Annotated in this window: 21 protein-coding genes; 12 read left to right on the plus strand and 9 right to left on the minus strand. The window is 63.8% G+C overall.

The features are described 5' to 3' along the window. Positions 1-5: 5 nt before the first annotated feature. The 3 genes from VGO12_RS15120 to VGO12_RS15130 form a co-directional block, all read right to left on the minus strand. Positions 6-410 (minus strand): YbaY family lipoprotein, encoded by a 405-nt coding sequence (locus VGO12_RS15120; protein ID WP_327513564.1) that lies wholly within the window; start codon positions 408-410, stop codon positions 6-8. An 11-nt stretch (positions 411-421) separates the two neighbouring features. Beyond that, entirely contained in the window at positions 422-1,630 is a 1,209-nt protein-coding gene (locus tag VGO12_RS15125) for an acetyl-CoA C-acetyltransferase (protein WP_327513565.1), read from the minus strand. Between the two features lie 65 nt (positions 1,631-1,695). After that, positions 1,696-3,492, minus strand: coding sequence for an acyl-CoA dehydrogenase C-terminal domain-containing protein (locus VGO12_RS15130; RefSeq protein WP_327513566.1), 1,797 nt, complete (start codon positions 3,490-3,492; stop codon positions 1,696-1,698). Between the two features lie 531 nt (positions 3,493-4,023). On the opposite strand from VGO12_RS15130, the gene VGO12_RS15135 reads away from it, so the two are divergent. From VGO12_RS15135 to VGO12_RS15155, 5 genes are all read left to right on the plus strand, one after another. Then, positions 4,024-7,881 carry a peptidoglycan-binding protein gene (locus VGO12_RS15135; RefSeq protein ID WP_327513567.1) on the plus strand — a complete coding sequence of 1,286 codons (3,858 nt, stop codon included), beginning with the start codon at positions 4,024-4,026 and terminating at the stop codon, positions 7,879-7,881. A 391-nt stretch (positions 7,882-8,272) separates the two neighbouring features. Continuing rightward, positions 8,273-9,199 (plus strand): sulfite exporter TauE/SafE family protein, encoded by a 927-nt coding sequence (locus VGO12_RS15140; RefSeq protein ID WP_327513568.1) that lies wholly within the window; start codon positions 8,273-8,275, stop codon positions 9,197-9,199. Beyond that, positions 9,199-9,999, plus strand: coding sequence for a TIGR02186 family protein (locus VGO12_RS15145; RefSeq protein WP_327513569.1), 801 nt, complete (start codon positions 9,199-9,201; stop codon positions 9,997-9,999). The genes VGO12_RS15140 and VGO12_RS15145 overlap by 1 nt, the downstream gene beginning before the upstream one ends. Before the next feature lie 119 nt (positions 10,000-10,118). Then, on the plus strand, positions 10,119-10,355 hold the full coding sequence (locus VGO12_RS15150; protein ID WP_065774359.1) for an Lrp/AsnC ligand binding domain-containing protein: 237 nt from the start codon (positions 10,119-10,121) through the stop codon (positions 10,353-10,355). Positions 10,356-10,574: 219 nt separating this feature from the next. Then, positions 10,575-11,138 carry a dihydrofolate reductase family protein gene (locus VGO12_RS15155; RefSeq protein WP_327513570.1) on the plus strand — a complete coding sequence of 188 codons (564 nt, stop codon included), beginning with the start codon at positions 10,575-10,577 and terminating at the stop codon, positions 11,136-11,138. 24 nt (positions 11,139-11,162) lie between these two features. Here the strand turns inward: VGO12_RS15155 and pdeM are convergent, their stop codons facing one another. Both pdeM and VGO12_RS15165 read right to left on the minus strand, forming a co-directional pair. Then, entirely contained in the window at positions 11,163-11,894 is a 732-nt protein-coding gene (gene pdeM / locus VGO12_RS15160; protein WP_327513571.1) for a ligase-associated DNA damage response endonuclease PdeM, read from the minus strand. Positions 11,895-12,185: 291 nt separating this feature from the next. Continuing rightward, a complete protein-coding gene (locus VGO12_RS15165) occupies positions 12,186-14,732 on the minus strand; it encodes a ligase-associated DNA damage response DEXH box helicase (protein WP_327513572.1) in 2,547 nt (848 codons plus the stop codon). Positions 14,733-14,840: 108 nt separating this feature from the next. On the opposite strand from VGO12_RS15165, the gene VGO12_RS15170 reads away from it, so the two are divergent. Together VGO12_RS15170 and VGO12_RS15175 are read left to right on the plus strand one after the other, a co-directional pair. Continuing rightward, entirely contained in the window at positions 14,841-15,344 is a 504-nt protein-coding gene (locus tag VGO12_RS15170) for an Rrf2 family transcriptional regulator (protein ID WP_327513573.1), read from the plus strand. Between the two features lie 33 nt (positions 15,345-15,377). Continuing rightward, the gene (locus VGO12_RS15175; RefSeq protein WP_043622424.1) at positions 15,378-15,842 is read left to right on the plus strand and encodes a carboxymuconolactone decarboxylase family protein; all 465 of its coding nucleotides are present in this window, start codon (positions 15,378-15,380) and stop codon (positions 15,840-15,842) included. A 98-nt stretch (positions 15,843-15,940) separates the two neighbouring features. On the opposite strand, the gene VGO12_RS15180 is transcribed toward VGO12_RS15175, so the two are convergent. Together VGO12_RS15180 and VGO12_RS15185 are read right to left on the minus strand one after the other, a co-directional pair. After that, entirely contained in the window at positions 15,941-16,576 is a 636-nt protein-coding gene (locus VGO12_RS15180) for a YitT family protein (protein WP_327513574.1), read from the minus strand. A 105-nt stretch (positions 16,577-16,681) separates the two neighbouring features. Then, positions 16,682-17,620 carry a methyltransferase gene (locus VGO12_RS15185; protein ID WP_327513575.1) on the minus strand — a complete coding sequence of 313 codons (939 nt, stop codon included), beginning with the start codon at positions 17,618-17,620 and terminating at the stop codon, positions 16,682-16,684. A 162-nt stretch (positions 17,621-17,782) separates the two neighbouring features. Between VGO12_RS15185 and VGO12_RS15190 the strand changes: the two genes are divergently transcribed. The 3 genes from VGO12_RS15190 to VGO12_RS15200 all read left to right on the plus strand — a co-directional run bounded on the left by VGO12_RS15190 (position 17,783) and on the right by VGO12_RS15200 (position 20,236). Continuing rightward, a complete protein-coding gene (locus VGO12_RS15190; protein WP_327513576.1) occupies positions 17,783-18,049 on the plus strand; it encodes a DUF6460 domain-containing protein in 267 nt (88 codons plus the stop codon). A 2-nt stretch (positions 18,050-18,051) separates the two neighbouring features. After that, entirely contained in the window at positions 18,052-18,555 is a 504-nt protein-coding gene (locus VGO12_RS15195) for a CAP domain-containing protein (RefSeq protein WP_327513577.1), read from the plus strand. A gap of 322 nt (positions 18,556-18,877) precedes the next feature. Continuing rightward, a complete protein-coding gene (locus VGO12_RS15200) occupies positions 18,878-20,236 on the plus strand; it encodes an MATE family efflux transporter (protein ID WP_327513578.1) in 1,359 nt (452 codons plus the stop codon). Here VGO12_RS15200 and VGO12_RS15205 read toward each other — a convergent pair. Together VGO12_RS15205 and VGO12_RS15210 are read right to left on the minus strand one after the other, a co-directional pair. Further along, on the minus strand, positions 20,212-21,297 hold the full coding sequence (locus VGO12_RS15205; protein ID WP_327513579.1) for a quinone-dependent dihydroorotate dehydrogenase: 1,086 nt from the start codon (positions 21,295-21,297) through the stop codon (positions 20,212-20,214). The two genes, VGO12_RS15200 and VGO12_RS15205, sit on opposite strands and share 25 nt — an antisense overlap. Continuing rightward, on the minus strand, positions 21,294-21,641 hold the full coding sequence (locus VGO12_RS15210; protein WP_327513580.1) for a DUF952 domain-containing protein: 348 nt from the start codon (positions 21,639-21,641) through the stop codon (positions 21,294-21,296). The genes VGO12_RS15205 and VGO12_RS15210 overlap by 4 nt, the downstream gene beginning before the upstream one ends. Positions 21,642-21,811: 170 nt before the next feature. Here VGO12_RS15210 and VGO12_RS15215 point away from each other — a divergent pair, with 170 nt between their 5' ends. Together VGO12_RS15215 and VGO12_RS15220 are read left to right on the plus strand one after the other, a co-directional pair. After that, positions 21,812-22,231: a hypothetical protein gene (locus VGO12_RS15215; protein WP_327513581.1), complete on the plus strand. Its 420-nt coding sequence runs from the start codon at positions 21,812-21,814 to the stop codon at positions 22,229-22,231. An 80-nt stretch (positions 22,232-22,311) separates the two neighbouring features. Further along, positions 22,312-22,962 (plus strand): response regulator transcription factor, encoded by a 651-nt coding sequence (locus VGO12_RS15220; protein ID WP_327513582.1) that lies wholly within the window; start codon positions 22,312-22,314, stop codon positions 22,960-22,962. Positions 22,963-22,980: the final 18 nt, after the last annotated feature.

Genomic DNA, 22,980 nt, shown 5'->3' on the forward strand with positions numbered 1-22,980 from the left:
CCCCCTCAGTAGAGAATGGGTTCGATCTGCAGCGAGACGTTCGATCCGCCGCTGTAACGTTGTTTGCTGGTGTTGGTGGCGATCAGCCTGCCGTCGCGCTCGACCCGGATGCTGAAGCCCGCGTCGACGGCCTTGTCGAGTTCGGGCTTCGGCACCTGCAGCACGAAGGGCACGCGGGTTGCCTTGCCGTCGCTGACAACGGATGTCTCGGCGATCAGCTTGGCGGCGACGTCCATCACGCCCTGCTCCTCGAGCCTGATCGTGACGGTGCCGGCCGGAACCGGGCCGCTGGCGGTATTGGAGATCGCACCGGTGAGCGTGAAGCTGTCGCCGCCTTCCTCCTCGTCGGAGACGCAGCCGGCGGCTGCAAGCAGCCCCAGGCCCATCAGTGCGAGAAGAGAACGGCGCATCACGTCCATCGTCAGACCCTTTCGATGATCGTTGCTGTACCCATGCCGGCGCCGATGCAGAGCGTGACGAGCGCGGTGTTGAGGTCGCGACGCTCCAGTTCGTCGAGCACGGTGCCGAGGATCATCGCGCCGGTCGCGCCGAGCGGGTGGCCCATGGCGATCGCGCCGCCGTTGACGTTGATCTTGTCGTGCGGGATCTCGAAGGCCTGCATGTAGCGCAGCACGACGGCGGCAAAGGCCTCGTTGAGCTCGAAGAGGTCGATGTCCGACAGCTTCATGTCGGCGCGCTTCAGCAGCTTTTCGGTGACGTCGACCGGTCCGGTCAGCATCAGCGCCGGATCCGAGCCGATATTGGCAAAGGCGCGGATGCGGGCGCGCGGCTTCAGGCCCATGCTTTCGCCGCCGGCCTTCGAGCCGAGCAGCACGGCGGCAGCGCCGTCGACGATGCCGGACGAGTTGCCGGCATGGTGCACGTAGGTGATCTTCTCGATTTCCGGATGCGCCTGGATGCCGACCGCTTCAAAGCCGCCCATTTCGCCCGGCATCTGGAACGACGGGTTGAGCGAGGCGAGCGCCTGCATGTCGGTGCCCGGACGCATGTGCTCGTCACGGTCAAGGATCGTCAGGCCGTTCTGGTCCTTGAAGGGCACGACCGAGTTCTTGAAATAGCCCTTTTCCCAGGCATGCGCTGCGCGCTTCTGGCTCTCCACCGCATAGGCGTCGACGTCGTCGCGGCTAAAACCGTATTTGGTGGCGATCAGGTCGGCCGAAACGCCCTGCGGCATGAAGTAGCCCGGCAGGTTGACCGAGGGGTCCATGAACCAGGAGCCGCCGGACATGCCGAGGCCGACGCGCGACATCGATTCGACGCCGCCGGCAATCACGATGTCGTCGGCCCCTTGAGCGATCTTCGCCGCGCCGAAGTTGACGGCATCGAGACCCGAGGCGCAGAAACGCGAGATCTGCATGCCCGGCGCGCGGGTGGAGTAACCGGCTTCGAAGGCGGCGGCCTTTGGGATCACGGCGCCTGCATCCATAACCGGATCGACGCAACCCATGATGATGTCGTCGACGGTCGACGTATCGAGCCCATTGCGGTCACGCACCGCCTCCAGCATCTTGGCGGCGAGGCGCACGGACGGCACTTCGTGCAGCGACCCGTCCTTCTTGCCACGGCCGCGCGGCGTGCGCACGTGGTCGTAAACGAAGACTTTCGTCATGTCTCATCTCCCTTTCGACAGCACCATATGGTGCTGTCCGTCATAACAGTTTGAAATCGACCGGCTCAGAAGGCGGCCGCGTCGAGTGCCATCAGCGTGTCGGCGCCGGTCTCGATGCGGGCCTTGCGCAGGGCCGTTTCCGGCAGGATCCTTTCCATGAAGAAGGTCGCGGTGATCAGCTTGTTCTTCAGATAGTCTGCGCGCTCCGTTTCGCCAGAGGCAAGCTTTTCCTCAGCAGTCTTGGCGATTTTCGCCCACATGTAACCGAGCACGACGAGGCCGAAGAGGTGCATGTAGTCGGTCGAACCGGCGCCGGCATTGTCGGGCTTGGCCATGGCGTTCTGCATGAACCACATGGTGGAAGCCTGAAGGTCGTTGAGACCCTTCTTCAGCGCCTTGGTGTAGCCGGCAAGCTTCTCGTTGCCGCGGTTTTCCTCGCAGAAGTCACCGATTTCCTTGAACAGCGCCATCACGGCGCGGCCGCCGTTGAGGCCCAGCTTGCGGCCGACGAGGTCGAGCGCCTGGATGCCGTTGGCGCCTTCGTAGATCATCGCGATGCGGGCATCGCGGACATACTGGCTCATGCCGTGCTCTTCGATGTAGCCGTGACCGCCGAACATCTGCTGCGCCATGACGGCATGGTCGAAGCCCTTGTCGGTCAGGACGCCCTTGAGGATCGGCGTCATCAGCCCGAGGATGTCGTCGGCTGTCTGGCGGTCGGCGTCATTGTCCGAGCGGTGGGCGATGTCGGACTTCAGCGCGGTCCAGAGCGTGAAGGCGCGGCCGGCTTCGGTGAACGCCCTGATCGTCATCAGCGTGCGGCGCACGTCCGGATGGACGATGATCGGGTCGGCCTTCTTCTCCGGCGCCTTGGGCCCGGAGAGCGAACGGCCCTGGATGCGGTCGCGCGCATAGTTGGCGGCGTTCTGGTAGGCAATTTCGGCGATCGACAGGCCCTGCAGGCCGACGCCGAGGCGAGCCTCGTTCATCATCACGAACATGGCGTTGAGGCCCTTGTTCTCCGTGCCGATGAGATAGCCTTCCGCCTCGTCATAGTTCATGACGCAGGTCGAGTTGCCGTGGATGCCCATCTTGTGTTCGATCGCGCCGCAGGAAACGCCGTTGCGCTCGCCCGGCTCGCCATCGGCGTCGAGCTTGAACTTCGGCACGATGAACAGCGAGATGCCCTTCACGCCTTCCGGCGCGCCCTCAATGCGGGCGAGCACCAGATGGATGATGTTGTCGGACATGTCGTGTTCGCCGGCCGAGATGAAGATCTTCTGGCCGGAAATCTTGTAGGCGCCGTTGCCGGTGGGAACCGCCTTCGACCGCAGGAGCCCGAGGTCCGTGCCGCAATGCGGTTCGGTGAGGTTCATCGTGCCGGTCCAGGTGCCGGCGACCATCTTCGGCAGATAGGCCTTCTTCTGCTCGTCCGTGCCGTGCACGAGGATCGCGGCGATCGCGCCCTGGGTGAGGCCCGGATACATGGTCAGCGCCATGTTGGCAGACGACATGTACTCGCCGACGGCGGTGTGCAGCGTGTAGGGCAGGCCCTGACCGCCAAACTCTTCCGGCACGGCAAGGCCGAGCCAGCCGCCTTCGCGGTAGAGATCAAAGGCCTCCTTGAAGCCCTTCGGCACGCTGACCGAACCGTCGTCGCGGCGCTTGCAGCCCTCCTGGTCGCCGGACAGGTTGACCGGGAACAGCGCCTCTTCGGCAAGCTTGGCCGCCTCGCCGACGATCGCTTCGATCATGTCCGGCGTCGCGTCGGCGAAGCCGGGCAGGTTGTTGTAGCGCTCGATGCCGAGCACGTCGTTCAGGATGAAGAGGGTATCGTCGACCGGGGCCTTGTAGATGGGCATGCTTTCCTCGCCTTTGGTGCTTCGGGCGGCCGCCTATCGATTGCGACGCCCGGTTGCAGGATGCCGGATGCGCCGCCGCTCCCCCAGAGCGCCCGAGCGTTCGGACGAACACACAGGCGACGCTCCAGCACGTTGATTCCAGAGCACCTTTCCGCTTCCTCTATTTCCAAAGGAGGCCGGATGCTCCAGGCGGTCTCGCATCGTTGGCCGGATGCTACAAAATTTTGACGTTTGCGTAAACGTCAAAAATTGCGGGTCGAGCAGTTTCGTCGCCCGGTGAAGGAAGGGCATCGAGCGTCGCTGTTGCCCGCGGTCGATGCAATCCTGCCAAATCGTTAAAAAATCACCGGCAGGTTAACGGCTTATTTACCACGTTTCGTGAAAGGTGCGTGTTGAGATGGTCAAAGCTGCAACCTGTCCTGGCGTCGCGTCGTTGTAGCCTTGCCCACGTCGGAAGCGCCACAGGGGTGAAGAAGCTGTTTTCTTCCGTGACGTCTTTCGAGATGGCCGACGACAGGGGCGAAGAACACCATGAATGGATCGCGATCAAATCCTCAGCGAGCAGGCAGTCAGTCCTATGGCGAGCGGCCGTCGCTCGACGCCCTGAACCGCACCATCGAAGGACTGGAGGCGCGCATCGAGGGCCTGATGAACAGCGCTGCCCGTGACGTGGCGCCGAGGCCCTCCGAGCGCGAACGACTGCCGGTCCGCGAGGCCGCGCGCGAGCCCGTCCGCGAACCGGCCCGAGACGCCCCGTCGCCTCGCGACGCCGTCGCCGAAATCATGCAGCGGCAGAAAAGCCTCAGCGCCGCACGCGAGCGCCCCTCCCTCCGCGACCGGCTGCCGCAGCGCGAAGCCGAACGCTACATTCAAGAACGTCCGGTTTCCGAGCGTTTTGCCGAAGAGCCCCGCCTGCAGCCGCAACACAGCCAGCCGCAGCGCGCCCCGTCTGCCGTCAACGATATCGCAGAAGCGCTCGTCGGCCTTCGCCAGGATCTGAAGCGCGACATCACCGACGGCCTGACGCGCGAGATGAATTCGCTGCGTTCCGAAATTCGCGGCATCAAGGCCCAGGCACAGGATCACAGCTTTGCCGAGGACGTGCGTGGCGACATGCAACGCCTTGCCGACAGCATTCAGCAGCTCGGCCGCCAGGCGTCGCCTGCCCAGGCAGACGCCCTGCGCGGCGATTTCGACGACCTGCGTTCGATGATCGACGGCCTTGCGCGTGAAGACAGCGTGCGCCGCATGGAAAGCCGCTGGAACGGCGTCGAGGACCGGCTGATCGCCTTTGACCAGAACCGTGACGACGAACTCGTGGCGCTGGCCTACAGGCTGGACGAGATCAAGGTGCAGATCGGTTCGCTGACGGGCAGTTCCGCCGTCGACGCACTGGAGGACAAGCTGATCGCCGTCGCCCAGGCGATCGAAATGCTCGGCCGCCAGATCCAGCCGGACGACCGCCGCCTCGTATCGCAATTTGCCGACCTCGACAGCCGCCTCGACGAGATCAGCCGTGCCATCGCTGCGAACAGCCGCACGACGAGCGGCCTCGACAGCGGCTTCATCAACCGTCTCGAAAACCGTCTTGGCGACCTTTCCCTTCAGATCGACAGCCTGTCGCGCCCGAACGATGGCGGGCTCGGCGCCCGGCTGGAAGCATTGACCGCCCGGGTCGAAGATCTCGCCGGCGAGAAGGCTGCCGCCCGTCTCGATGAACGCCTCGAGCAGCTGTCGCTGATGATGGAGCGCAGCAACCGCGCCGCGCAGGCTGATCTCGGCGACTACCTGTCGGACATTTCCCGCAAGATCGAGGCGCTCGATCAGGGCAGCGTCAACGATGCGCTCGCCGAGCGCCTGGATTATCTGGCCCGCCGTATCGACGAACTGGACGCCCACGGTGCCCAGCCGGCTTCCGATCCGCGCTTCGACCGGCTCGAGGATCGCCTTGTCGGGATCGCCCAGCGTCTCGAAGAAACCTATGCCGCACCATTCGACGACCGCGCCGCCCTGCAGAACCTCGAAGCGCAGATCGCCAATCTTTCGACGCTGGTCAGCCAGCCGCGCGCCGACGTTGCCGCCACGGCGATGCCGGTCGATTTCGAAAGCCGCATGACCGCGCTCGAGGACTATTTCTCCACGAGCGACGAATACATCGTCGAGGCTGCCCGCCAGGCGGCCGAAGCGGTGATGGAAGCCTATGGCAAGAACACCCCGTCCCAGGCGACAGGCGGCGATTTCGCCGCGATCTCGGCGCTGGCAGACGATCTGAGGACGCTTGAGGACCTTAGCCGTTCGAGCGAGGAGCGCACGGCGCGCACCTTCGAGGCGCTGCACGAAACGCTTGTGCACATCGCCGACAAGCTGGAGCGCATCGAAAACCGCGAGCCGGCCCTGTCGCCGGCGATGCCGGTCGTGCGTGAACCGGTGGAAATGCCGAGAGCAACGCAGCCGGAATTCGCCGACCCCTTTGGGACCGGCGATCTCGACGATCGCTATGAAGACCTGCAGCGCAACGTTCGCGCGCTCCAGGCCGAGGATCAGGCAGCGACGGCTCCGGTCGCCGCGCCCGCGGCGGCGCCCGCCACCGCGCTTGTCGACGACCAACAGGCCTCGACCGTTGAAATCGAAGCGCCGCGCGAAGCCGCGGCAGCGGCACGCACCGGCCTGCTTGCGGGCCTGACCCGCCGGTTCTCCGGCAAGCGTTCCGAGGCGGGACCGGAACAGGTTCGCCAGCTCGTTGAACCGACCCCTTCGATCGACCCCTCCGAAATGCTGGCGCCCGAAGAGGCCAACCAGCTGCTGGAGCCGGGGTCGGGCGTTCCTGACGTGAAGAAGATTCTTGAGCGCGTGCGCGCCGGGCAGATGAGCAAGGCGGGTATTGCGCCGGCCGATGGCGACAAATCCGATTTCATCGCCGCCGCCCGCAGAGCCGCTCAGCTTGCCGTCGAAGAGGCCGATACGCTGAACAAGGTCGGCGAAGCCGGAAACGCATCGGGCATCGGCGGAGCCTTTGCCCGCCACCGTCGCCCGATCCTCATGGCCGTCGGCGCCGTGCTTCTGGCGATCATGTCCTATCCGATGGTCAGCACGATGCTGTCGAAGAACGACACGGCGCCGCTGGAGCCTGTCGCCGTCATTGAACAACAGGCCGCGCCGGCTGCGCAGGATTTCAAGGTCGCGGACGACATCCAGTCGCAGGCCGCCGCAGTGGCGTCGCAGGAAGCCCCGGTTGTTGCTTCGCAGGTAGCGTCGGCCGCGCCGCAAGATACGCTCGAAGCGCCGGCAAGGACGCCCGAGGCATCGATCGCGGTCACCGCGACCGCTGTGCCGACGACGACCATTTCAACGCCGAATAGTGTCACGCAGGACAAGGCGCCGATGCTGGCGCCTGTCGCGGAAGCGACTGCGCAGGCAACCGAGTTCCAGCCGACGCCGACCGGCAATGCGCCGGCAGCAAGCGCCACGGTCGCCGCCGCGCCGGTTGATGGCGCCGCAATGACGCCGTTCGCTCCGGCGGCTGCGCCGAGCGACATCGTGTTGCCGGAGGGCTTCGGTCCCCCGGCGCTGGTCACGGCCGCCAAGGGCGGCGATCCGCTCGCCTTCTACGAAATCGGCGCACGCTTTACCGAAGGGCGCGGCGTTCCCGAAAACATGGCCGAAGCGGCCAAGTGGTACCAGCGTGCAGCGGATGCCGGCGTCGTGCCGGCGCAATACCGCCTCGCCAGCCTCTACGAAAAGGGCTCGGGCGTGGAGCGCGACGCCGCCAAGGCAAAGGCGCTCTATCTCTCCGCTGCCGGCCAGGGCAACGCCAGCGCAATGCACAATCTCGCCGTTCTCCTGGCAAGCGGCCGCGATGGCGCTCCCGATTTTGCCGAGGCGACGAAGTGGTTTGCCAAGGCCGCCGAACTCGGCATCCGCGACAGCCAGTTCAACCTTGCCGTCCTTTATGCGCGCGGCAATGGCGTGCCGCAGGACCTCGGCGAATCCTACAAGTGGTTTGCGGCAGCGGCTGGCCAGGGCGACATCGACGCCGGGACCAAGCGTGACGAGGTCGCCAAGGCGATGAAGCCTGAACAGCTCGAAAGCGCCAAGGCGAAGGCAGATGGCTGGAAGGCACAGCCCGTCGATGCCAGGGCCAATTCGGTCGATGTTCCTGATGCGTGGGTCGGGCCCGCCAACAAGACCGCCAGTGTCGACAAGGGCAAGGCGATCCGCAACATTCAGGCGATCCTCAACAACAACGGCTTCGATGCCGGCACGCCCGACGGGCAGATGGGCAAGAAGACCGTCGCCGCCATCAAGGCTTTCCAGAAATCGGTCGGCCAGGAGCCCACCGGCGAGATTACCGAGCAACTGGTCAAGGAACTGCTGAAGCGCAATTCCTGAGCCGCGATTGCCCCCGAATTTGGTCGGGGGTGACGCCGCAATAAAGCCGCAGAGCCGGGCGACACGGATGGCAGGTGGCGAAGCTGTCTGCCATGTGGCTGAAAAGGTTGACCGGTCGCTCCTTTAGCACAATTCCTTAATCGGAATCAGGCTAAGGGTAGGGACGATGCAGCCAGCCAGGGTCCTGCTGCGGCCTTGGTGCCTCCATGCGGACGCGGGGCTGCAGGCGTGCATGACGAAGGCCACCTCTCCTGCGGGAGCGGGGTCGGCTTTTCGAGACAATCCCTCATCCGTGGCGCCCCTCGTTCGTGGTGCCCTCATTCGTGGTGAATGCTTGCCACACTAACAGGTTCGCCCGCATCGCGGGCCGTTGGCATATCGAGGTCCCGGCGTGACGATCTATCTGCCCATCGCAGAGTTGTCGGTGAACATACTCATCATTCTCGGTATGGGCGCTGCCGTCGGCTTTCTGTCCGGCATGTTCGGCGTCGGTGGCGGGTTTTTGATCACCCCGCTCCTGATCTTCTATAACATCCCGCCCGTTGTGGCGGTCGCGACCGGCGCCAACCAGGTCGTCGCCTCGTCGATTTCCGGCGCGATTACCCATTTCAGGCGCGGCACGATCGACATCAAGCTCGGGACGGTGCTGCTCTGCGGCGGTCTTGCGGGTGCGACCGTCGGCGTCTGGCTGTTCTCGCTGCTGCGCCGTATCGGTCAGCTCGACCTCGTCATTTCCCTGCTCTACGTCGTGCTGCTGAGCACCGTCGGCGGCCTGATGCTCTGGGAGAGCATCACCGCCATGCGCAAGGCTGCCAAGAACCAGCAGACCACCTTACGTCGGCCCGGCCAGCACAACTGGGTGCACGGCCTGCCGTTGAAGATGCGCTTCAAGAAATCGAAGATCTATCTGAGCGTCATTCCGGTTGCCGGGCTCGGCTTCTGCATCGGTGTGCTGACGTCCGTCATGGGTGTCGGCGGCGGCTTCATCATGGTGCCGGCGATGATCTACCTGTTGCGCATCCCGACCAACGTCGTCGTCGGCACGTCGCTGTTCCAGATCATCTTCGTCTCTGCCTATACGGTCATCGTTCAGGCCTCGACCAACTACACCGTCGACATCGTGCTCGCCTTCGTGCTGATGATCGCCGGCGTCATCGGCGCCCAGTACGGCGTGCGCGTCGGCCAGAAGCTGCGTGGCGAACAGCTGCGGGCGCTTCTCGCATTGCTCGTCCTTGCCGTCGGCATTCGTCTGGCGATCGAGCTCGTCATTCCGCCGAAGGACGTTTATTCGGTGGTGTCAGCGGGGTTCGGCTTCTGATGCTCCGCCGCGCCCATACACTTCTCGCTTTTCTTGCACTCGTCCTTGCGGCGCCCGCTGAGGCGGCGATCAAGGATGAGAACGCCGATTTCACCGAGAAGCTGGAGATCGGCATCTCGACCGACGAGATTGCCATCACCTCGGATTTCCGCGGCGCGGATCTGACGATCTTCGGCGCCGTCGACGGCTTCGACCAGAGCCTGCTCGCGCAGGGCAGGTACAACATCGTCGTCAGCCTCGAAGGCCCCAAGGACAATGCGACGGTGCGCAAGAAGGAGCGCGTCTTCGGCATCTGGGTCAACACAAGCTCCATGACCTTCGAGCTTGTGCCTGAATCCTATTCTCTGTCGTCGACCCGCGATATCGAGACGATCGCCCCGCCCGGCGAGATGGGCAATATGGGCATCGGCGTCGATCACATGCGGCTGGTGCCGCTCGGTTTCGTCGGCGACGGCAGCAATCTCGGTGAGTTCCGCAACGCCTTCCGGCGCATCCGCGAGACGAGCGGCGTCTATGAGCGCGATCCGGGCGGCGTGCAGTTCATCAGTTCCAGCCTGTTCAAGGCCTCGGTGCGGCTGCCGGCCAACGTCCCGAACGGCGTGCATGTGGTTCGCGCCTATCTCTTCCGCGATGGCGTTTTCGTCGCCGCCAAGGCGCTGCCCCTGCGCGTCGTCAAAACCGGCTTGGAGCAATTGATTACCCAGGCCGCGCACCAGCAGCCGTTCTTTTACGGCCTGATGGCGGTCCTGCTCGCGGTCATCACCGGCTGGGGCGCCAGCCTGATCTTCCGCAAGGACTAACCTTGCAACGGTGAGGAAGTGCGCGGCGACGTTTCCTTTTGCGCGGCGGAGCGCTAAGGAAAGGGATGCCGCGTGTTTCATCAACGCGCGCCGCTACAAGACGAAGCAGAGGAAGCTCGATGAAACCGATTTTTGTCCAGTTGCAGTGCGCTCCCGGCAAGACCTACGAGGTCGCTGACGAGATCTACCGCAAGGAGATCGTTTCGGAGATGTATTCGACCAGCGGCGACTACGATCTGATCATCAAGATCTACATCGAGGAAGGCCAGGACATCGGCAAGTTCATCAACGACAATATCGCCACGGTTCCGGGTATCTCGCGCTCGTTGACGACCCTGACGTTCAACGCTTTCTAAGCCAATGGGGCGTGACGCCCCTTGCACGTCGGGACAGCAGGCACCGCGGGCCCGTTCGCTCGCGTGAAAAGCTCCGATCTGGTTTGCTGCATCGCCCCGTTGGCAGAACGCCTGCGGGGCGTTGTCGTTTTTTCCCGCTTCAAAACTGCTTGCAAAACGAGATCGGTTTGCTATCTTGAAACCGGTTCAATTATGCAACCGGTTTGGAGGTCGGGAAAAATGGGCAAGCTCATCGTCTGGAATCTGGTGACGCTCGATGGTTACTTCGAAGGTGCGAGGAAATGGGACCTCGATTTCCATGGCGGCGCCTGGGGACCCGAGCTCGATGCGCTCAGCCACGAGTTCGGCAGCAGGGCCGAAGCGCTTGTTTTCGGGCGTATCACCTACGAAGGCATGGCCGCCTACTGGTCGACGAGCGAGGAGGAGGGCGAGGTCAAGACCTACATGAACGCCCTGCCGAAGATCGTCGCCTCGCGCACGATGGACAAGGCGGACTGGAACAACAGCCGCGTTGCAAGCGATATTGTCGGCGAACTCAGAAGGTTGAAGCCGGAAGCCGAGAAGGACCTCTACATCTTCGGCAGCGCCGAACTGGTCGATTCGCTCCTGCCGGAAAACCTGATCGACGAGATCATGCTCTGTCTCGTGCCGGTGCGGCTGGGCAAAGGCACGCCGTTCTTCAAGAACTCGGACGCCCCGTTGGCAATGACGCTCTTGGAAGCACGGCCGCTGTCGACCGGCAGCGTCATCCTGCGTTACGCGCCGCAACCGGCCGCTGCCTGAAACCCGGACCAAACTGTTTGCGTTTCAGCCGATGAGATTGCCAAAGCGAACCGAATAGATCCGGTCGCGGCCAAGCATATGGGCGACGAGTTTGTCGCGGTCGAACAAACCGGTCATCGCCCGGTGCCTGAGGTCGAGCCCGCCGGTCGTGACCCCGAATGCCGGCATCAGCAAACGCATGCCATCCGTTGCGAAACAGGCGCGGCGAACCGCCTTCTCCCGTCTGACCACCGTTGCCGCCGGATGCAGGTGTCCGGCGATTTCCCCGATCGCCGCATCGCGCTTCGGCTCGTGCCGGAAGACGAGGTCTGCGTGATTGAGTTCGTCCATCGAGGCACCTGGCAAGCCGAAGGCGCCGTCCGGATCGTGGTTGCCGTTGATCCAGACCCACTCGCGGCCGTGCGCCATCGCCGCGATCATATGCCGGAAGGTTTCGGGCATGGCGGCCGAACCGACGCGATCGTGGAAATTGTCGCCGAGGCTGATGACGAGTTTCGGTTCGTGGCGCGCGATCGCTGCCTCGAGCACGCGCAGGGTCGCAAGCGTGTCATAGGGCGGCAAGAGCATGCCGCGACGGGCAAAGGCCGAGCCTTTTTCCAGGTGCAGGTCGGAGACGACGAGCGTGCCCGTCTCAGGCAGATAGAGGCCTCCGAGCGGATCGCAGATGGCCACGACACCATTGACGATTGTCTGGGCGCCAAGGAGAGGAACAGTCGTCTGGGCGGAGAGAGCGTGGGCGAGGCGGTGCATGGTCATGCCACCCTGCCGAGGCCGGAAATGCGTGGTGCTGCACCCCCCTCCGGCCTGCCGGCCATCTCCCCCACAAGGGGGGAGATCGACCCGTGGCTGGCGGTTCTTTCCGAGGGGAACATTGGTGCAGCCGGAGCGACTGCAAATGGGTGGGGGAGGCGTGCCGCAACTAATCTCCCCCCTTGTGGGCGAGATGGCCGGCAGGCCAGAGGGGGGTAAGCCGCCGGACGCGACATCGCTCCCGAAGGGAGGTAAGCCACCCGATGCGACAGACTGCTCGTTCCCAAATCGTCTTTCCTATCGATCCGCATCGTAGCCCATCGCCTCGTGGATCAGGTCGTCGGCCGCCTCCGAAAGCAGGAAGTCCTGCGCTTCGCCCTGGATCACTTCCTTGCCGATCTCCAGCATGACCGGCACGGCCAGCGGCGAGATCCGGTCGAGCCGGCGATGGGTTATGTGGCCCTTGATTCGCTTCAGCATATCCCCGAGCCGGGCGATGTCCAAAAGCCCTGTCGCCGCATCGTTGCGGGTCGCTTCGAGCAGCAGGTGGTCGGGCTCGTGCGCGTGCAATACGTCGTAAATGAGGTCTGCCGAGACAGTCACCTGCCGGCCGGTCTTTTCCTTGCCGGGATGGCGCTGGTCGATGAGGCCGGCAATGACGGCGCAATTGCGGAAGGTGCGTTTCAGAAGGAAGGACTCGTTCAGCCAGGCTTCGAGGTCGTCGCCAAGCATGTCCTCGTCGAAGAGGTCGGCAAGCGCGCCGCGGTTGAAGTCGAAGGTGGCGCCAAGGTCGTCGAGCGCCCAGACGGCGAGCGAGTAGTCGGTCGCGACGAAGCCGAGCGGCTTCAGCCCGGCGCGGTCGAGGCGGCGGGTGAGCAGCATGCCGAGCGTCTGGTGCGCCAGCCGCCCCTCGAAGGCATAGATGACCATGTAATGCTTGCTGCCGCGCGGAAAGGTCTCGATCAGAAGCTCGTCCTCGCGTGGCAGCATCGAGACGTCCTTCTGCAGGGACAGCCAGTCGCGCACCTGTTCCGGCAGGGCGGCCCGGCGCGCCGGGTCGGCAAGCATCCGGCGCACCTGTTCAGCCAGATAGGTCGAGAGCGGAAACTTGCCGCCGGCATAGCTCGGCACCTTCGGATCGAAGGTAAAGGCCTGGCTGACCAGGCACTCGCTTTCGCGGATGCCCTCGAAGCGCAGCACCTTGCCGGAGAACATGAAGGTGTCACCCTGGGAGAGCATTTCGAGGAAATATTCTTCGACCTTGCCGAGCGGCATGCCGCCGCGGCCGAGCGAGCCGCGCGCATTGCGCTTGACCATGCGGACGTTCAGCATCGGCGATTCGACGATGGTGCCGACGTTGAGGCGGTACTGCTGCGCCACCAGCGGATTGGAGACGCGGTAGAGCCCTTCCTTGGTCTTGCGGATGCGGGCATAGCGCTCATAGGTCTTCAGCGCATAGCCGCCGGTCGCGACGAAATCGATCACCCGTTCGAAGGTCTCCCAGGAAAGCGTAGCATAGGGCGAGGCGGTGGTGATCTCGTCGTAGAGGTCGAGCGGATCGAAGGGTGCTGCGCAAGCCATGCCAAGCACGTGCTGGGCGAGCACGTCGAGCGCGCCCTTGCCGACCGGCGGCGTGTCCTGGGCGCCGACATAATTGGCGTCGAGGGCCGCCTGGCATTCCATTACCTCGAAGCGGTTGGCCGGCACCAGGATCGCCTTTGACGGTTCGTCCATCCGGTGGTTGGCGCGGCCGATGCGCTGGGCGAGGCGGCTCGCGCCCTTGGGCGCTCCGACATGGACGACCAGATCGACATCGCCCCAGTCGATGCCGAGATCGAGCGTCGAGGTGGCGACCACGGCGCGCAATCGGTTCTCGGCCATCGCCGCCTCGACCTTGCGGCGCTGGGCAACGTCGAGCGAGCCGTGATGCAGCGCAATCGGCAGATTGTCGTCGTTGTTGGTCCAGAGCTCCTGGAACAGAAGCTCTGCCTGGCTGCGGGTGTTGACGAAGAGCAGGGTCGTGCCGTGCTCCTTGATTGCGGCGTAGACGTCGGGGATCGCGTAGCGCGCCGAGTGGCCGGCCCAGGGCACGTGTTCTTCGGTCTTCAGAATGGTGATCTGCGGCTTGGCCCCGCCCTTTACCTGAACGAGGCCGGCGTGATTGTTCGCGTCCGGCTCCTGCGGCGCGAGCCAGCGCTGCAGGTCCATCGGGTCGGCGACGGTGGCCGAAAGACCGATTGTCTGCAGGCCAGGCGCAAGGCGGCGAAGCCGCGCAAGGCCGAGCGACAGCAGATGGCCGCGTTTGGAGGTGACCAGCGAATGCAGCTCGTCGAAGACGACGTAGCGCAAATTTCCGAAGAACCGCTGCGCCTCGCCGTTGGCGAGCAGCAGCGCCAGCTGTTCCGGCGTCGTCAAAAGGATGTCGGGCGGATTGAGTTTCTGTCGCTGGCGCTTGGCGGTCGGCGTGTCGCCGGTGCGGTTTTCGACGCGCACCGGCAGGCCCATCTCGCTGACCGGCTTCATCAGGTTGCGCTCGATATCGACGGCGAGCGCCTTCAAGGGCGAGATGTAGAGCGTGTGGATCCCGACAAAAGCCGATCCCGGCGGGATCTTGCCGCGGCGGGTGAGGTCCACCAGCGACGGCAGGAAGCCAGCCAAGGTCTTGCCGGCGCCCGTCGGCGCGATCAACAGCGTGCTTTCGCCGGCCTCGGCGCGCGCGAGCAGATCCAGCTGGTGGGCGCGCGGCCGCCAGCCCTTTTCGCCGAACCAGCTGAGAAAGGGGGCGGGCAGGGTCAGGGCATCGCCCTGCGGCTCTCTGGAATCGATCCTGTTCACGGAGAACAAAGGTAGATCAAATCCGGCAAAAGAGAAGCCCGCCCGCAACACGAGAGCAACCCGGTTGACTCGCGTTTAGATCGTAGATAAAAATTATCCACGATTAAGGAGGTCGTCATGAAACTCGGAGATGGGGTCGAGCAGGCCATTCACAGCGTGACGATGCTGAGCTGTCTTCAGTCGGGCAGCACGCTGTCGGCGGCAGCCCTTGCCGAGTTCCACGGCGTGTCCACGAGCTACCTGTTGAAGCATCTGCAGGCGATGTCCGGGGCAGGGTTGCTGGAGGCCGTGCCGGGCCCGAAGGGCGGTTATCGCCTTGCCCGTATGCCGGAAGGGATCACCCTGCTCGATATCGTGCTCGCGGTCGAAGGTCCCGAGCCGGCTTTCCGCTGCAACGAAATCCGTCTGCGCGGCCCCAACCCCTATGCCTGCAAGCCGACAGCACCCTGCACGATCAATGTCGCGATGCTGAAGGCCGAGCAGGCCTATCGCGCCGAACTCAGGCGGGTCACCATCGCCAGCATCCTGGACGACCTCAATTCCAAGGATGATGGCAGCATTTCAGCAAGGACAAACGCCTTTCTGGCGATCCACGAACGCAAGTCGGCCGCCAGCGCCTGAAAAACAAATCCATTTCAACCCAAGGAGAAGTCCATGCAGCCGCGTTTCAACTTCGTCAAAGCCGCTCCCGATGCCTACAAGGCTGCTGCGGCTTTCGACAGCTACATCATCAAGGAATCGGGCCTGGAGCCGCGCCTGATCCACCTGATCAAACTGCGCGCCTCGCAGATCAACGGCTGCGCCTATTGCATCGACATGCATGTGAAAGAGGCGCGCCACACCGGCATGAGCGAACAGTGGATTCACCTGATCTGCGCCTGGCGGGAATCGCCGATCTATGACGCGCGCGAGCGGGCGGTGCTCGCCTGGACGGAATCGCTGACCAACCTTGCCCAGACCGGTGCGCCCGATGCGGATTTCGAGCCGCTGCGCGCGCATTTCAGCGAGGCGGAGATCACCAAGATCACCATGGCGATCGGCGTCATCAATGTCTGGAACCGGGTCGCTGTCGGCCTGCGGTCGCAGCATCCCGTCGATCAGCCGGTCATGGCTGCCTAACGCCGCGTGCGTGAAAATCCAGATAGCCCCGAGGTCCGCTTCGGGGCTATCTGCGTCGCGCTGGAGCGCCACGTGCGTTCATGGGAACGCACGGCGCTTCAGAGCGCGATGTAGCGGTCGGCGCGGTGGTTGATGGCGACGAACAGGTTGAGCACGACCGCGCCAAGCACCGACCAGGCGACGACCGTGGGCGAGGTGACGCCGAAGGCGATCACCAGCACGACCATGTCGATTGCGAGCTGCACGAGGCCGGCGCGAATGCCAAAGCGCTCCTGCAGGTAGATGCCGAGAATTCCGACGCCGCCAAGGCTGGCGCGGTGGCGGTAGAGCGCAAGCAGCCCGTAGCCGAGAAGCAGCCCCCCGAGAAGCGCCGCCCAGGCCGGATGAATGTCGCCGATCTGGAAGAGCCGCGACTGGATGTCGGTGAGGAACGAGGTGACGCCGATGGCGATGAAGGTTTTCACCGTGAAGGCCGGACCGAGCCGCTTCCAGGACAGATAGAAGAACGGCAGGTTCAAGAGGAAGAAGGCAAGGCCGAAATTGATGCCGAAGGCATAGTGTAGCAGGAACGCGACGCCTGCCGTGCTGCCGGTGAGCAGACCGGCGCTGGCGAGAAAATAGAGCCCGAGTGCCGCAATCAGGCTGCCGGTGAAGATACCCTGCAGATCCTCTACGGCCGTGTGCCGGGTCGGGCTGGTGTTCCAGAGACCGAAAACGCTGCTGAGCTGGGCCATGGCAAATCCTCGATTGCGATGGCAAAGCAATGCTGCAACGCACAAAAACAATCAAGAAAAATATGTCAGTTATGCTGACCTATTTTTGCGACCCTGCCTTGCGTTTTATGCAGGCTTGCGCGCCAGGAACAGGATGCCGAAGACCGGTTCGCCCGCGTCCATGCGGATGACGGCGCGTTCCGTCGCCATCAGGTCAAGTCCATGGTTGGCGCAAAGAGAGCGGACATAGGCGTCGCTGTGGGCGTAGCGCAACGATGGCCGCAGCACGAAATCCTCGACGTCGCCGGCATCTTCGACCGAGAAGGCGAAGTATCCGTTGCCGGCGAGCAGTTGTGTCGTGATGTCGAAGACGCTGTCGAGATTGCCGAGATACATCAGCACGTCGGCGGCGCTGACGAGGTCGGCGCGCCGGGCGGCAAAATTGCCGAAGATGCCTGAGGCATCGGGTGCAAGCGAAAGATCGGCACGGGCCAGCCGATCGTAGGTGGATTTCGCCTCGGCCTTGGCGAGCATGTTGACGGAAATATCGAAGCCTTCGAGGAAGTGCGCCTGATCCCGGATGCGTTCGCCGAAAAGGCCGGTGCCGCAGCCGAGATCGGTCACGTGCTCGAAGATCAGCGCCCCGGTGTGGCTTAGGATCAGGGCTGCGAGCTTCTGCGGCACGGTGTAGCCGAGCTTTTCGACCAGCGCCTGGTCGAAGCGGTCGGCATAGTCGTCGAACAGGCGCTCGACATAGAGGCTCGGTGGCTGCTCGGGGACCTCGACCGCACCGAGCAGCGCCAGTTTGAGGCCAGCGCCGAAGATATCTTCGGGTGTCAACGCCAGGGTTTTTCTGAGCGCTTCGATCGCCGCCTCTTTCCGGCCAGATTTTTCCTCATAGTCCGCCAGCCGAAACCAGCCGGCAGCCCAGTCCGGCGCCCGTTCCAGCGCCTGCGCCATGAGTTCGGCCGCGCTGTCGGGCTCGCCGCCCTCGGCAAGCATTTTTGCGTAGTCGGCGCGGCGGTCGGCGATCAGGTCGCCGGAGGAGAGCTGGTTGAGCGTCATCAATGTGAGATGTTGGTTGCGATCAGCGCTTCTGACGCCGGATGGGGCAAAATACAAGCGGAATCTGGCGTGACCAGGGGCTTGAGCGCAGCGTGCCGTGTCCCGCGACTTGCGACCGCGCCGATCGCGGCTTATGTGAAGACAAACAGGAGAAGTTCGCGGATGTCGGACGGAATGAACAGATTTTTGGGCGACTCGCCGCTGCGCGTGCTGATCAAGCTCATCGTGGTGTCGATCCTTGTCGGCTTCGTGATGAGAATGTTCGGCTGGTATCCGACCGATATCTACTTCGCCGTGAAGAACTTCCTGCTCGACCTCTGGTACACCGGGTTTTCGGCCCTCGGTCGGGTCGGCGACTACCTGCTGCTCGGCGCCGTGATCGTCGTTCCGGCCTTCGTCATCCTGCGCGTGCTGAGCTTCAGGCGTTGACGATGCAGGACCGTTTTCTCCTGATCGAACGCCGCGGCCTGCTGCGGGCGACCGCCATCTTCTCGATCGCGGCACTTGCCGGCTGCACCACGTCGCAGGTGCTTTCGCCCGAAAGCGGCACCGGCAGCGACCAGACCGAGGCGAGCCTCGGCTACGTCAACAAGCTCAGAAAGGGCAGGGGGCTGACGCCGCTCGTCCCGGACCGCGCAGCCTCGGTCGCCGCCATGAGCCAGGCCGCGCGCATGGCCAAATCAGGCAAGATGCAGCATCTGATCGGCTGGAACGACAGTTTCTACGACCGGATGAAGGGCCAGGGCGTGACGCTTCCGGCTGCCGAAAACATTGCCATGGGCCAGGACGACGCTGAGCGCGCCTATGACGCCTGGTACAAGTCGCCCAAGCATCTCGAAAACATGCTCGGCAACTACCGTGGCCTGGGCGTCGCTGTCGCCCAAAATGCGGCCTCCGGCAACCGCCCGTTCTGGGCGATGGTGCTGTCAGGCTGATCCGGCCGCGACCAATTTAGACCTCTGCCCCTCATCCCCCTGCCGGGACTTTCTCCCGACCAAGCGGGGAGAAGGCGGATTGATGCGCTCTTTCGATCCACCATGACAGCTGGCGGGACTATCCTCCGACCAGTGTCAGGGGTGTGACGTTGCGTTTGTCACGTTCCTCTCCTCGCGTGCGGGTAGAGGGTTAGGGTGAGGGGCCTTGGCGGACACTGATCGGGACATGTGTCCGTTGCAATTCAGCTGCCAGCACGACTTGCATCCTCCCATGATCATTCCCTAAAACGGTCATCACTTACCCAACACGCCGGACCGTTCGATGACCGCCGCTTCTCCCGCTTCGCCGAGCGAAACCGCCGGCCCCTTCCACGTCACCCACCGGCTGATCCTCGCGATCGCGCTGCCGATGACCCTCGGTTTTTTGACCACGCCGCTGCTCGGCCTCGTCGATACCGCCGTCGTCGGGCGGATGGGTGAGGCGAAACTGCTCGCCGGGCTTGCGATCGGCGCCATCATCTTCGACCTGATCTTCACCACCTTCAATTTCCTGCGCGCCGCCACCACCGGCCTTGTCGCCCAGGCCTATGGCCGCGGCGATCGGCGCGAACAGCAGGCGGTGTTCTGGCGCTCGCTGATCATCGCGCTGATCTGTGGCTCGGTCAGCGTTCTCGTCTCGCCCCTGCTTTTGTCCGGAGGCCTGTGGCTGATGGGGCCTGAGCCGGAAGTGGCTGCCGTCACCAGCACCTATTTTCTCTGTCGCATCCTCTCCGGCCCGGCGGCGCTCGCCAACTACGCCATCCTCGGCTTCGTGCTCGGGCGCGGCGAAGGCACGATCGGGCTGATGCTGCAGACGTTGATCAACGGCATCAACATCGTGCTGTCGATCCTGCTCGGTCTCGTTCTCGGCTGGGGCGTGATGGGCGTTGCGCTCGCGACGGTGACGGGAGAGGTGATCGGCGCGCTCGTCGGCTTTGCCATCGTCTATGGCCGGTTTGACGCCAGGGACGCTCCTGGTTGGGCCGAGATCTTCGACCGCGAACGGCTGAAGCCGCTCTTCGGGCTCAACCGCGACATCATGATCCGCTCCTTCGTGCTATTGGCGGCCTTCACGCTGATGACCCGCATCGGTACTGCCTTCGGACCGGTGACGCTGGCGGCGAATGCCGTGCTGATGACGATCTTTCTGGTTGCCGGCTATTATCTCGACGGTCTCGCCAATGCCGCGGAGCAATTGATCGGCCGCTCGATCGGCGCCCATTATCGCCCGGCCTTCGACCGGGCGCTCAGGCTCACGGCCGCCTGGTCGCTGGGGTTGTCGCTGGTGACGACGGTTGCCTTCCTCATCTTCGGCGACGCGCTCATCGATCTGCTGACGACGGCGCCTGATGTTCGCGCTGCGGCCTACGAGTATCTGCCCTGGGCGGCCGTCACGGCCATGACGGGCGCGCTCGCCTTCCTGATGGACGGCGTCTTTATCGGCGCCACCTGGTCGCGCGAGATGCGCAACATGATGATGGCGGCCTTTGTCGGCTATGTCGCGGCCCTCGCCGTGCTGATACCCGCCTTCGGCAATCACGGCCTGTGGGCGGGCCTCAACCTGTTCCTTTTGATGCGCGGCCTGTTCCTGCTGTCGCGCATTCCGGCAAAGGCCCGTCAGACGTTCCGGCCGGACCAGTAATCGAGGCGGCTGTCGCGGATGTCGCGGATCGAGGTGAGCTTCTCGCGATCGCAAAGAGCGGAGAGGCCGCGCACGATGCGGCCGGGCAGCGCCGGACCCTCGTAGACCATGCAGGAATAGAGCTGCACCAGATCGGCGCCGGCACGGATTTTCTCGGCCGCCGTCTCCGCTGAGCTAATGCCGCCAACGCCGATGATCGGCAGCTTCGGCCCGACGCGCTTGCGCATGCGGGCAAGCACAGCGGTCGATATTTCAAACAGCGGCTTTCCGGAAAGACCGCCGGCTTCCTTCGCCTGGGCCTGGTCCTTCAATCCGTCGCGCGACAGCGTCGTGTTGGAGACGATCAGGCCGTCGAGATCGTGGGCAAGCACCTCGGAAGCGATATCGTCCATGCCCTCTTCGGTGAGATCAGGCGCGATCTTCAGGAACACCGGAACGCGGCGGTTGCTGCGCAATGCCTCTTCGTCACGCGCGGCAATCACGGCCGAAAGCAGGGCTGCGAGGCTCTCGCGCGCCTGCAAGTCGCGCAGACCCGGCGTGTTCGGCGATGAGATATTGGCGGTAAAGTAGCGGGCGACCGAATAGAACGTATGGATGCCGCTGACATAATCGGCGATGCGATCGGCGCTGTCCTTGTTGGCGCCGATGTTGACGCCGATCAGCGCATCGCGCGAGCAGGCTTTCAGCCGCGCCAAGGCTGCGCCATGGCCTTCATTGTTGAAGCCGAGGCGGTTGATGACCGCTTCGTCCTCGACCAGCCGGAAGATGCGCGGCTTGTCGTTGCCCGACTGCGGCTTCGGGGTCACGGTGCCGATTTCGGTGAAGCCGAAGCCGATCTTCAAAAGCGCTTCCGGTACCTCAGCGTTCTTGTCGTAGCCCGCGGCCATGCCGACCGGGTTCGGGAACGTGATGCCGGCAATCGTCTGGGAAAGCCGCTTGTCGGTCCCGGCGGGACAGTTCGGGACCAGCCCGGTCTTCAGCGCCTTGATCGACAGGCCATGCGCGGCCTCTGGGTCGAACAGAAAAAGGCCGCGACGGGCAAGATTGGTAAATGGGTTCATGCGTCTAAGTCCGGGAAGATGTGCAGGCCGTCGGTGCCAAGCGGCAGGGGCTTTTCCCAGACGACGGCCGACAGGAAGAGAGGGGCATAGAGATGGGGGAAAAGGGCGCCGCCGCGCGAGGGTTCATAGACCAGTTCCTCGCCGAGTGCGTCGCCATCGATGGCAACGAGCAGCAGGCCTTCCTGTCCCTCGAAATGCCGGGCCGCGGTCTCGATCGCCTGATCCGCGGTCGAGAAATGGATGAAGCCGTCGGCAAGGTCGACGGGTGCACCGTCGAAACGCCCGCTGCGCTTGGCTTCCTGCCACAGCGAAGCCGGAACGATCTTGTAGATGATGGAACTCATGGTGCCCGTCTGTCCCCGTAATCTTCTGTCGTGGCCTTGCCGCAAATATCGGCGATTGTCCATCGCGCAAGGACGTCGATTCGCGCATAATCCTTGGTGAAGATCAATTTCGCTCTTCCCGTCCATGCGTCGCAAGACGTTCCGCAGCCAATCGCAAGGGAGAGGAAGTCATGAAACGTGCTATTGTCCTGCTTCTGATCGGTACGAGTTTTGCCTTTGCCGGCAGCGCCGGCGCTGAAGGTCCGGCGCCGGGTCGCTACAGCATGCAGAAGTCGGAAACCGGCATAGCCCGGCTCGACACACAGACCGGCGAAGTGTCGCTCTGCCAGGAAAAGGATGCCCAGCTTGTCTGCCGCATGGCCGCCGATGAACGTGCCGCGTTCGAACAGGAACTGGACCTGCTGACGAAGCGGGTCGAGGTTCTGGAAAAGGCCGCGAAATCCGGTGACAGCGTTGCAAAACAGGATCTTCCGGCAGAGGAAGAGATTGACCGCGCAATGGGCATCATGGAAAGAATGATGCGCAGGTTCATGGACATCGTGAAGGACCTCGAAGGCAGCGATCCCGCACAGGAGCCGCAAAAGACCTGAGAAGCCGGATCGGCCATGCGGACGCAGATCGGTGCGTGGGGGCGCATGGGTCTCGGGCCAAGCTCTTGGGAGGGAGCGGCATGACACCGGACACGACCATCATCATCGCGGATGACCATCCGCTGTTTCGCGGCGCGATGCGCCAGGCGTTGAGCGGTGCCGAGGGCGCTCCCGGCATCGTCGAGGCCGGCGATTTTGCCGCCGCTCGCAAGGCGGCCGCCGATCATCCGGACGCCGACCTCATCCTTCTCGATCTGACCATGCCCGGCGTCAGCGGCCTATCGGGGCTGATTGCGCTTCGTGCCGAATTTCCGAGCCTTCCGGTCATGGTCGTTTCCGCCCATGACGATCCGGCTACGATCCATCGTGCGCTCGACCTCGGCGCATCCGGCTTCCTGTCGAAGTCGGCGGGGATCGAGGAGATCCGTGATGGCATCGAGAAGGTGATGGCCGGTGAGGTTTTCGTACCGGCCGGCTATGATCAGGCGCAGGACTACGAGCCCGAGGTCGCCGACCTGCTTCAGCGCCTGCAGACCCTGACCCCACAGCAGTCGCGGGTGCTCAGCATGCTCGGCGAAGGGCTTCTCAACAAGCAGATCGCTTACGAGCTCGGTGTTTCCGAGGCCACCATCAAGGCGCATGTCTCGGCCATTCTCCTGAAGCTGAACGTCGACAGCCGCACGCAGGCCGTCATCCAGCTGTCGAAGATCGGTACTGTCGCTGCCGCCTGAACAGGCGGCTTTGCGCAT

Origin of the sequence: Ensifer sp., from assembly GCF_035999135.1 — a bacterium.
In the GTDB taxonomy this organism is placed as follows: Bacteria; Pseudomonadota; Alphaproteobacteria; order Rhizobiales; family Rhizobiaceae; genus Ensifer.

Coding starts and splice junctions, on each gene's coding strand:
- VGO12_RS15120 (WP_327513564.1), bottom strand. CDS start 410: ATGCGCCGTTCTCTTCTCGCACTGATGGGCCTGGGGCTGCTTGCAGCC.
- VGO12_RS15125 (WP_327513565.1), bottom strand. CDS start 1,630: ATGACGAAAGTCTTCGTTTACGACCACGTGCGCACGCCGCGCGGCCGT.
- VGO12_RS15130 (WP_327513566.1), bottom strand. CDS start 3,492: ATGCCCATCTACAAGGCCCCGGTCGACGATACCCTCTTCATCCTGAAC.
- VGO12_RS15135 (WP_327513567.1), top strand. CDS start 4,024: ATGAATGGATCGCGATCAAATCCTCAGCGAGCAGGCAGTCAGTCCTAT.
- VGO12_RS15145 (WP_327513569.1), top strand. CDS start 9,199: ATGCTCCGCCGCGCCCATACACTTCTCGCTTTTCTTGCACTCGTCCTT.
- VGO12_RS15150 (WP_065774359.1), top strand. CDS start 10,119: ATGAAACCGATTTTTGTCCAGTTGCAGTGCGCTCCCGGCAAGACCTAC.
- VGO12_RS15155 (WP_327513570.1), top strand. CDS start 10,575: ATGGGCAAGCTCATCGTCTGGAATCTGGTGACGCTCGATGGTTACTTC.
- pdeM (WP_327513571.1), bottom strand. CDS start 11,894: ATGACCATGCACCGCCTCGCCCACGCTCTCTCCGCCCAGACGACTGTT.
- VGO12_RS15170 (WP_327513573.1), top strand. CDS start 14,841: ATGAAACTCGGAGATGGGGTCGAGCAGGCCATTCACAGCGTGACGATG.
- VGO12_RS15175 (WP_043622424.1), top strand. CDS start 15,378: ATGCAGCCGCGTTTCAACTTCGTCAAAGCCGCTCCCGATGCCTACAAG.
- VGO12_RS15180 (WP_327513574.1), bottom strand. CDS start 16,576: ATGGCCCAGCTCAGCAGCGTTTTCGGTCTCTGGAACACCAGCCCGACC.
- VGO12_RS15185 (WP_327513575.1), bottom strand. CDS start 17,620: ATGACGCTCAACCAGCTCTCCTCCGGCGACCTGATCGCCGACCGCCGC.
- VGO12_RS15190 (WP_327513576.1), top strand. CDS start 17,783: ATGTCGGACGGAATGAACAGATTTTTGGGCGACTCGCCGCTGCGCGTG.
- VGO12_RS15195 (WP_327513577.1), top strand. CDS start 18,052: ATGCAGGACCGTTTTCTCCTGATCGAACGCCGCGGCCTGCTGCGGGCG.
- VGO12_RS15200 (WP_327513578.1), top strand. CDS start 18,878: ATGACCGCCGCTTCTCCCGCTTCGCCGAGCGAAACCGCCGGCCCCTTC.
- VGO12_RS15205 (WP_327513579.1), bottom strand. CDS start 21,297: ATGAACCCATTTACCAATCTTGCCCGTCGCGGCCTTTTTCTGTTCGAC.
- VGO12_RS15210 (WP_327513580.1), bottom strand. CDS start 21,641: ATGAGTTCCATCATCTACAAGATCGTTCCGGCTTCGCTGTGGCAGGAA.
- VGO12_RS15215 (WP_327513581.1), top strand. CDS start 21,812: ATGAAACGTGCTATTGTCCTGCTTCTGATCGGTACGAGTTTTGCCTTT.
- VGO12_RS15220 (WP_327513582.1), top strand. CDS start 22,312: ATGACACCGGACACGACCATCATCATCGCGGATGACCATCCGCTGTTT.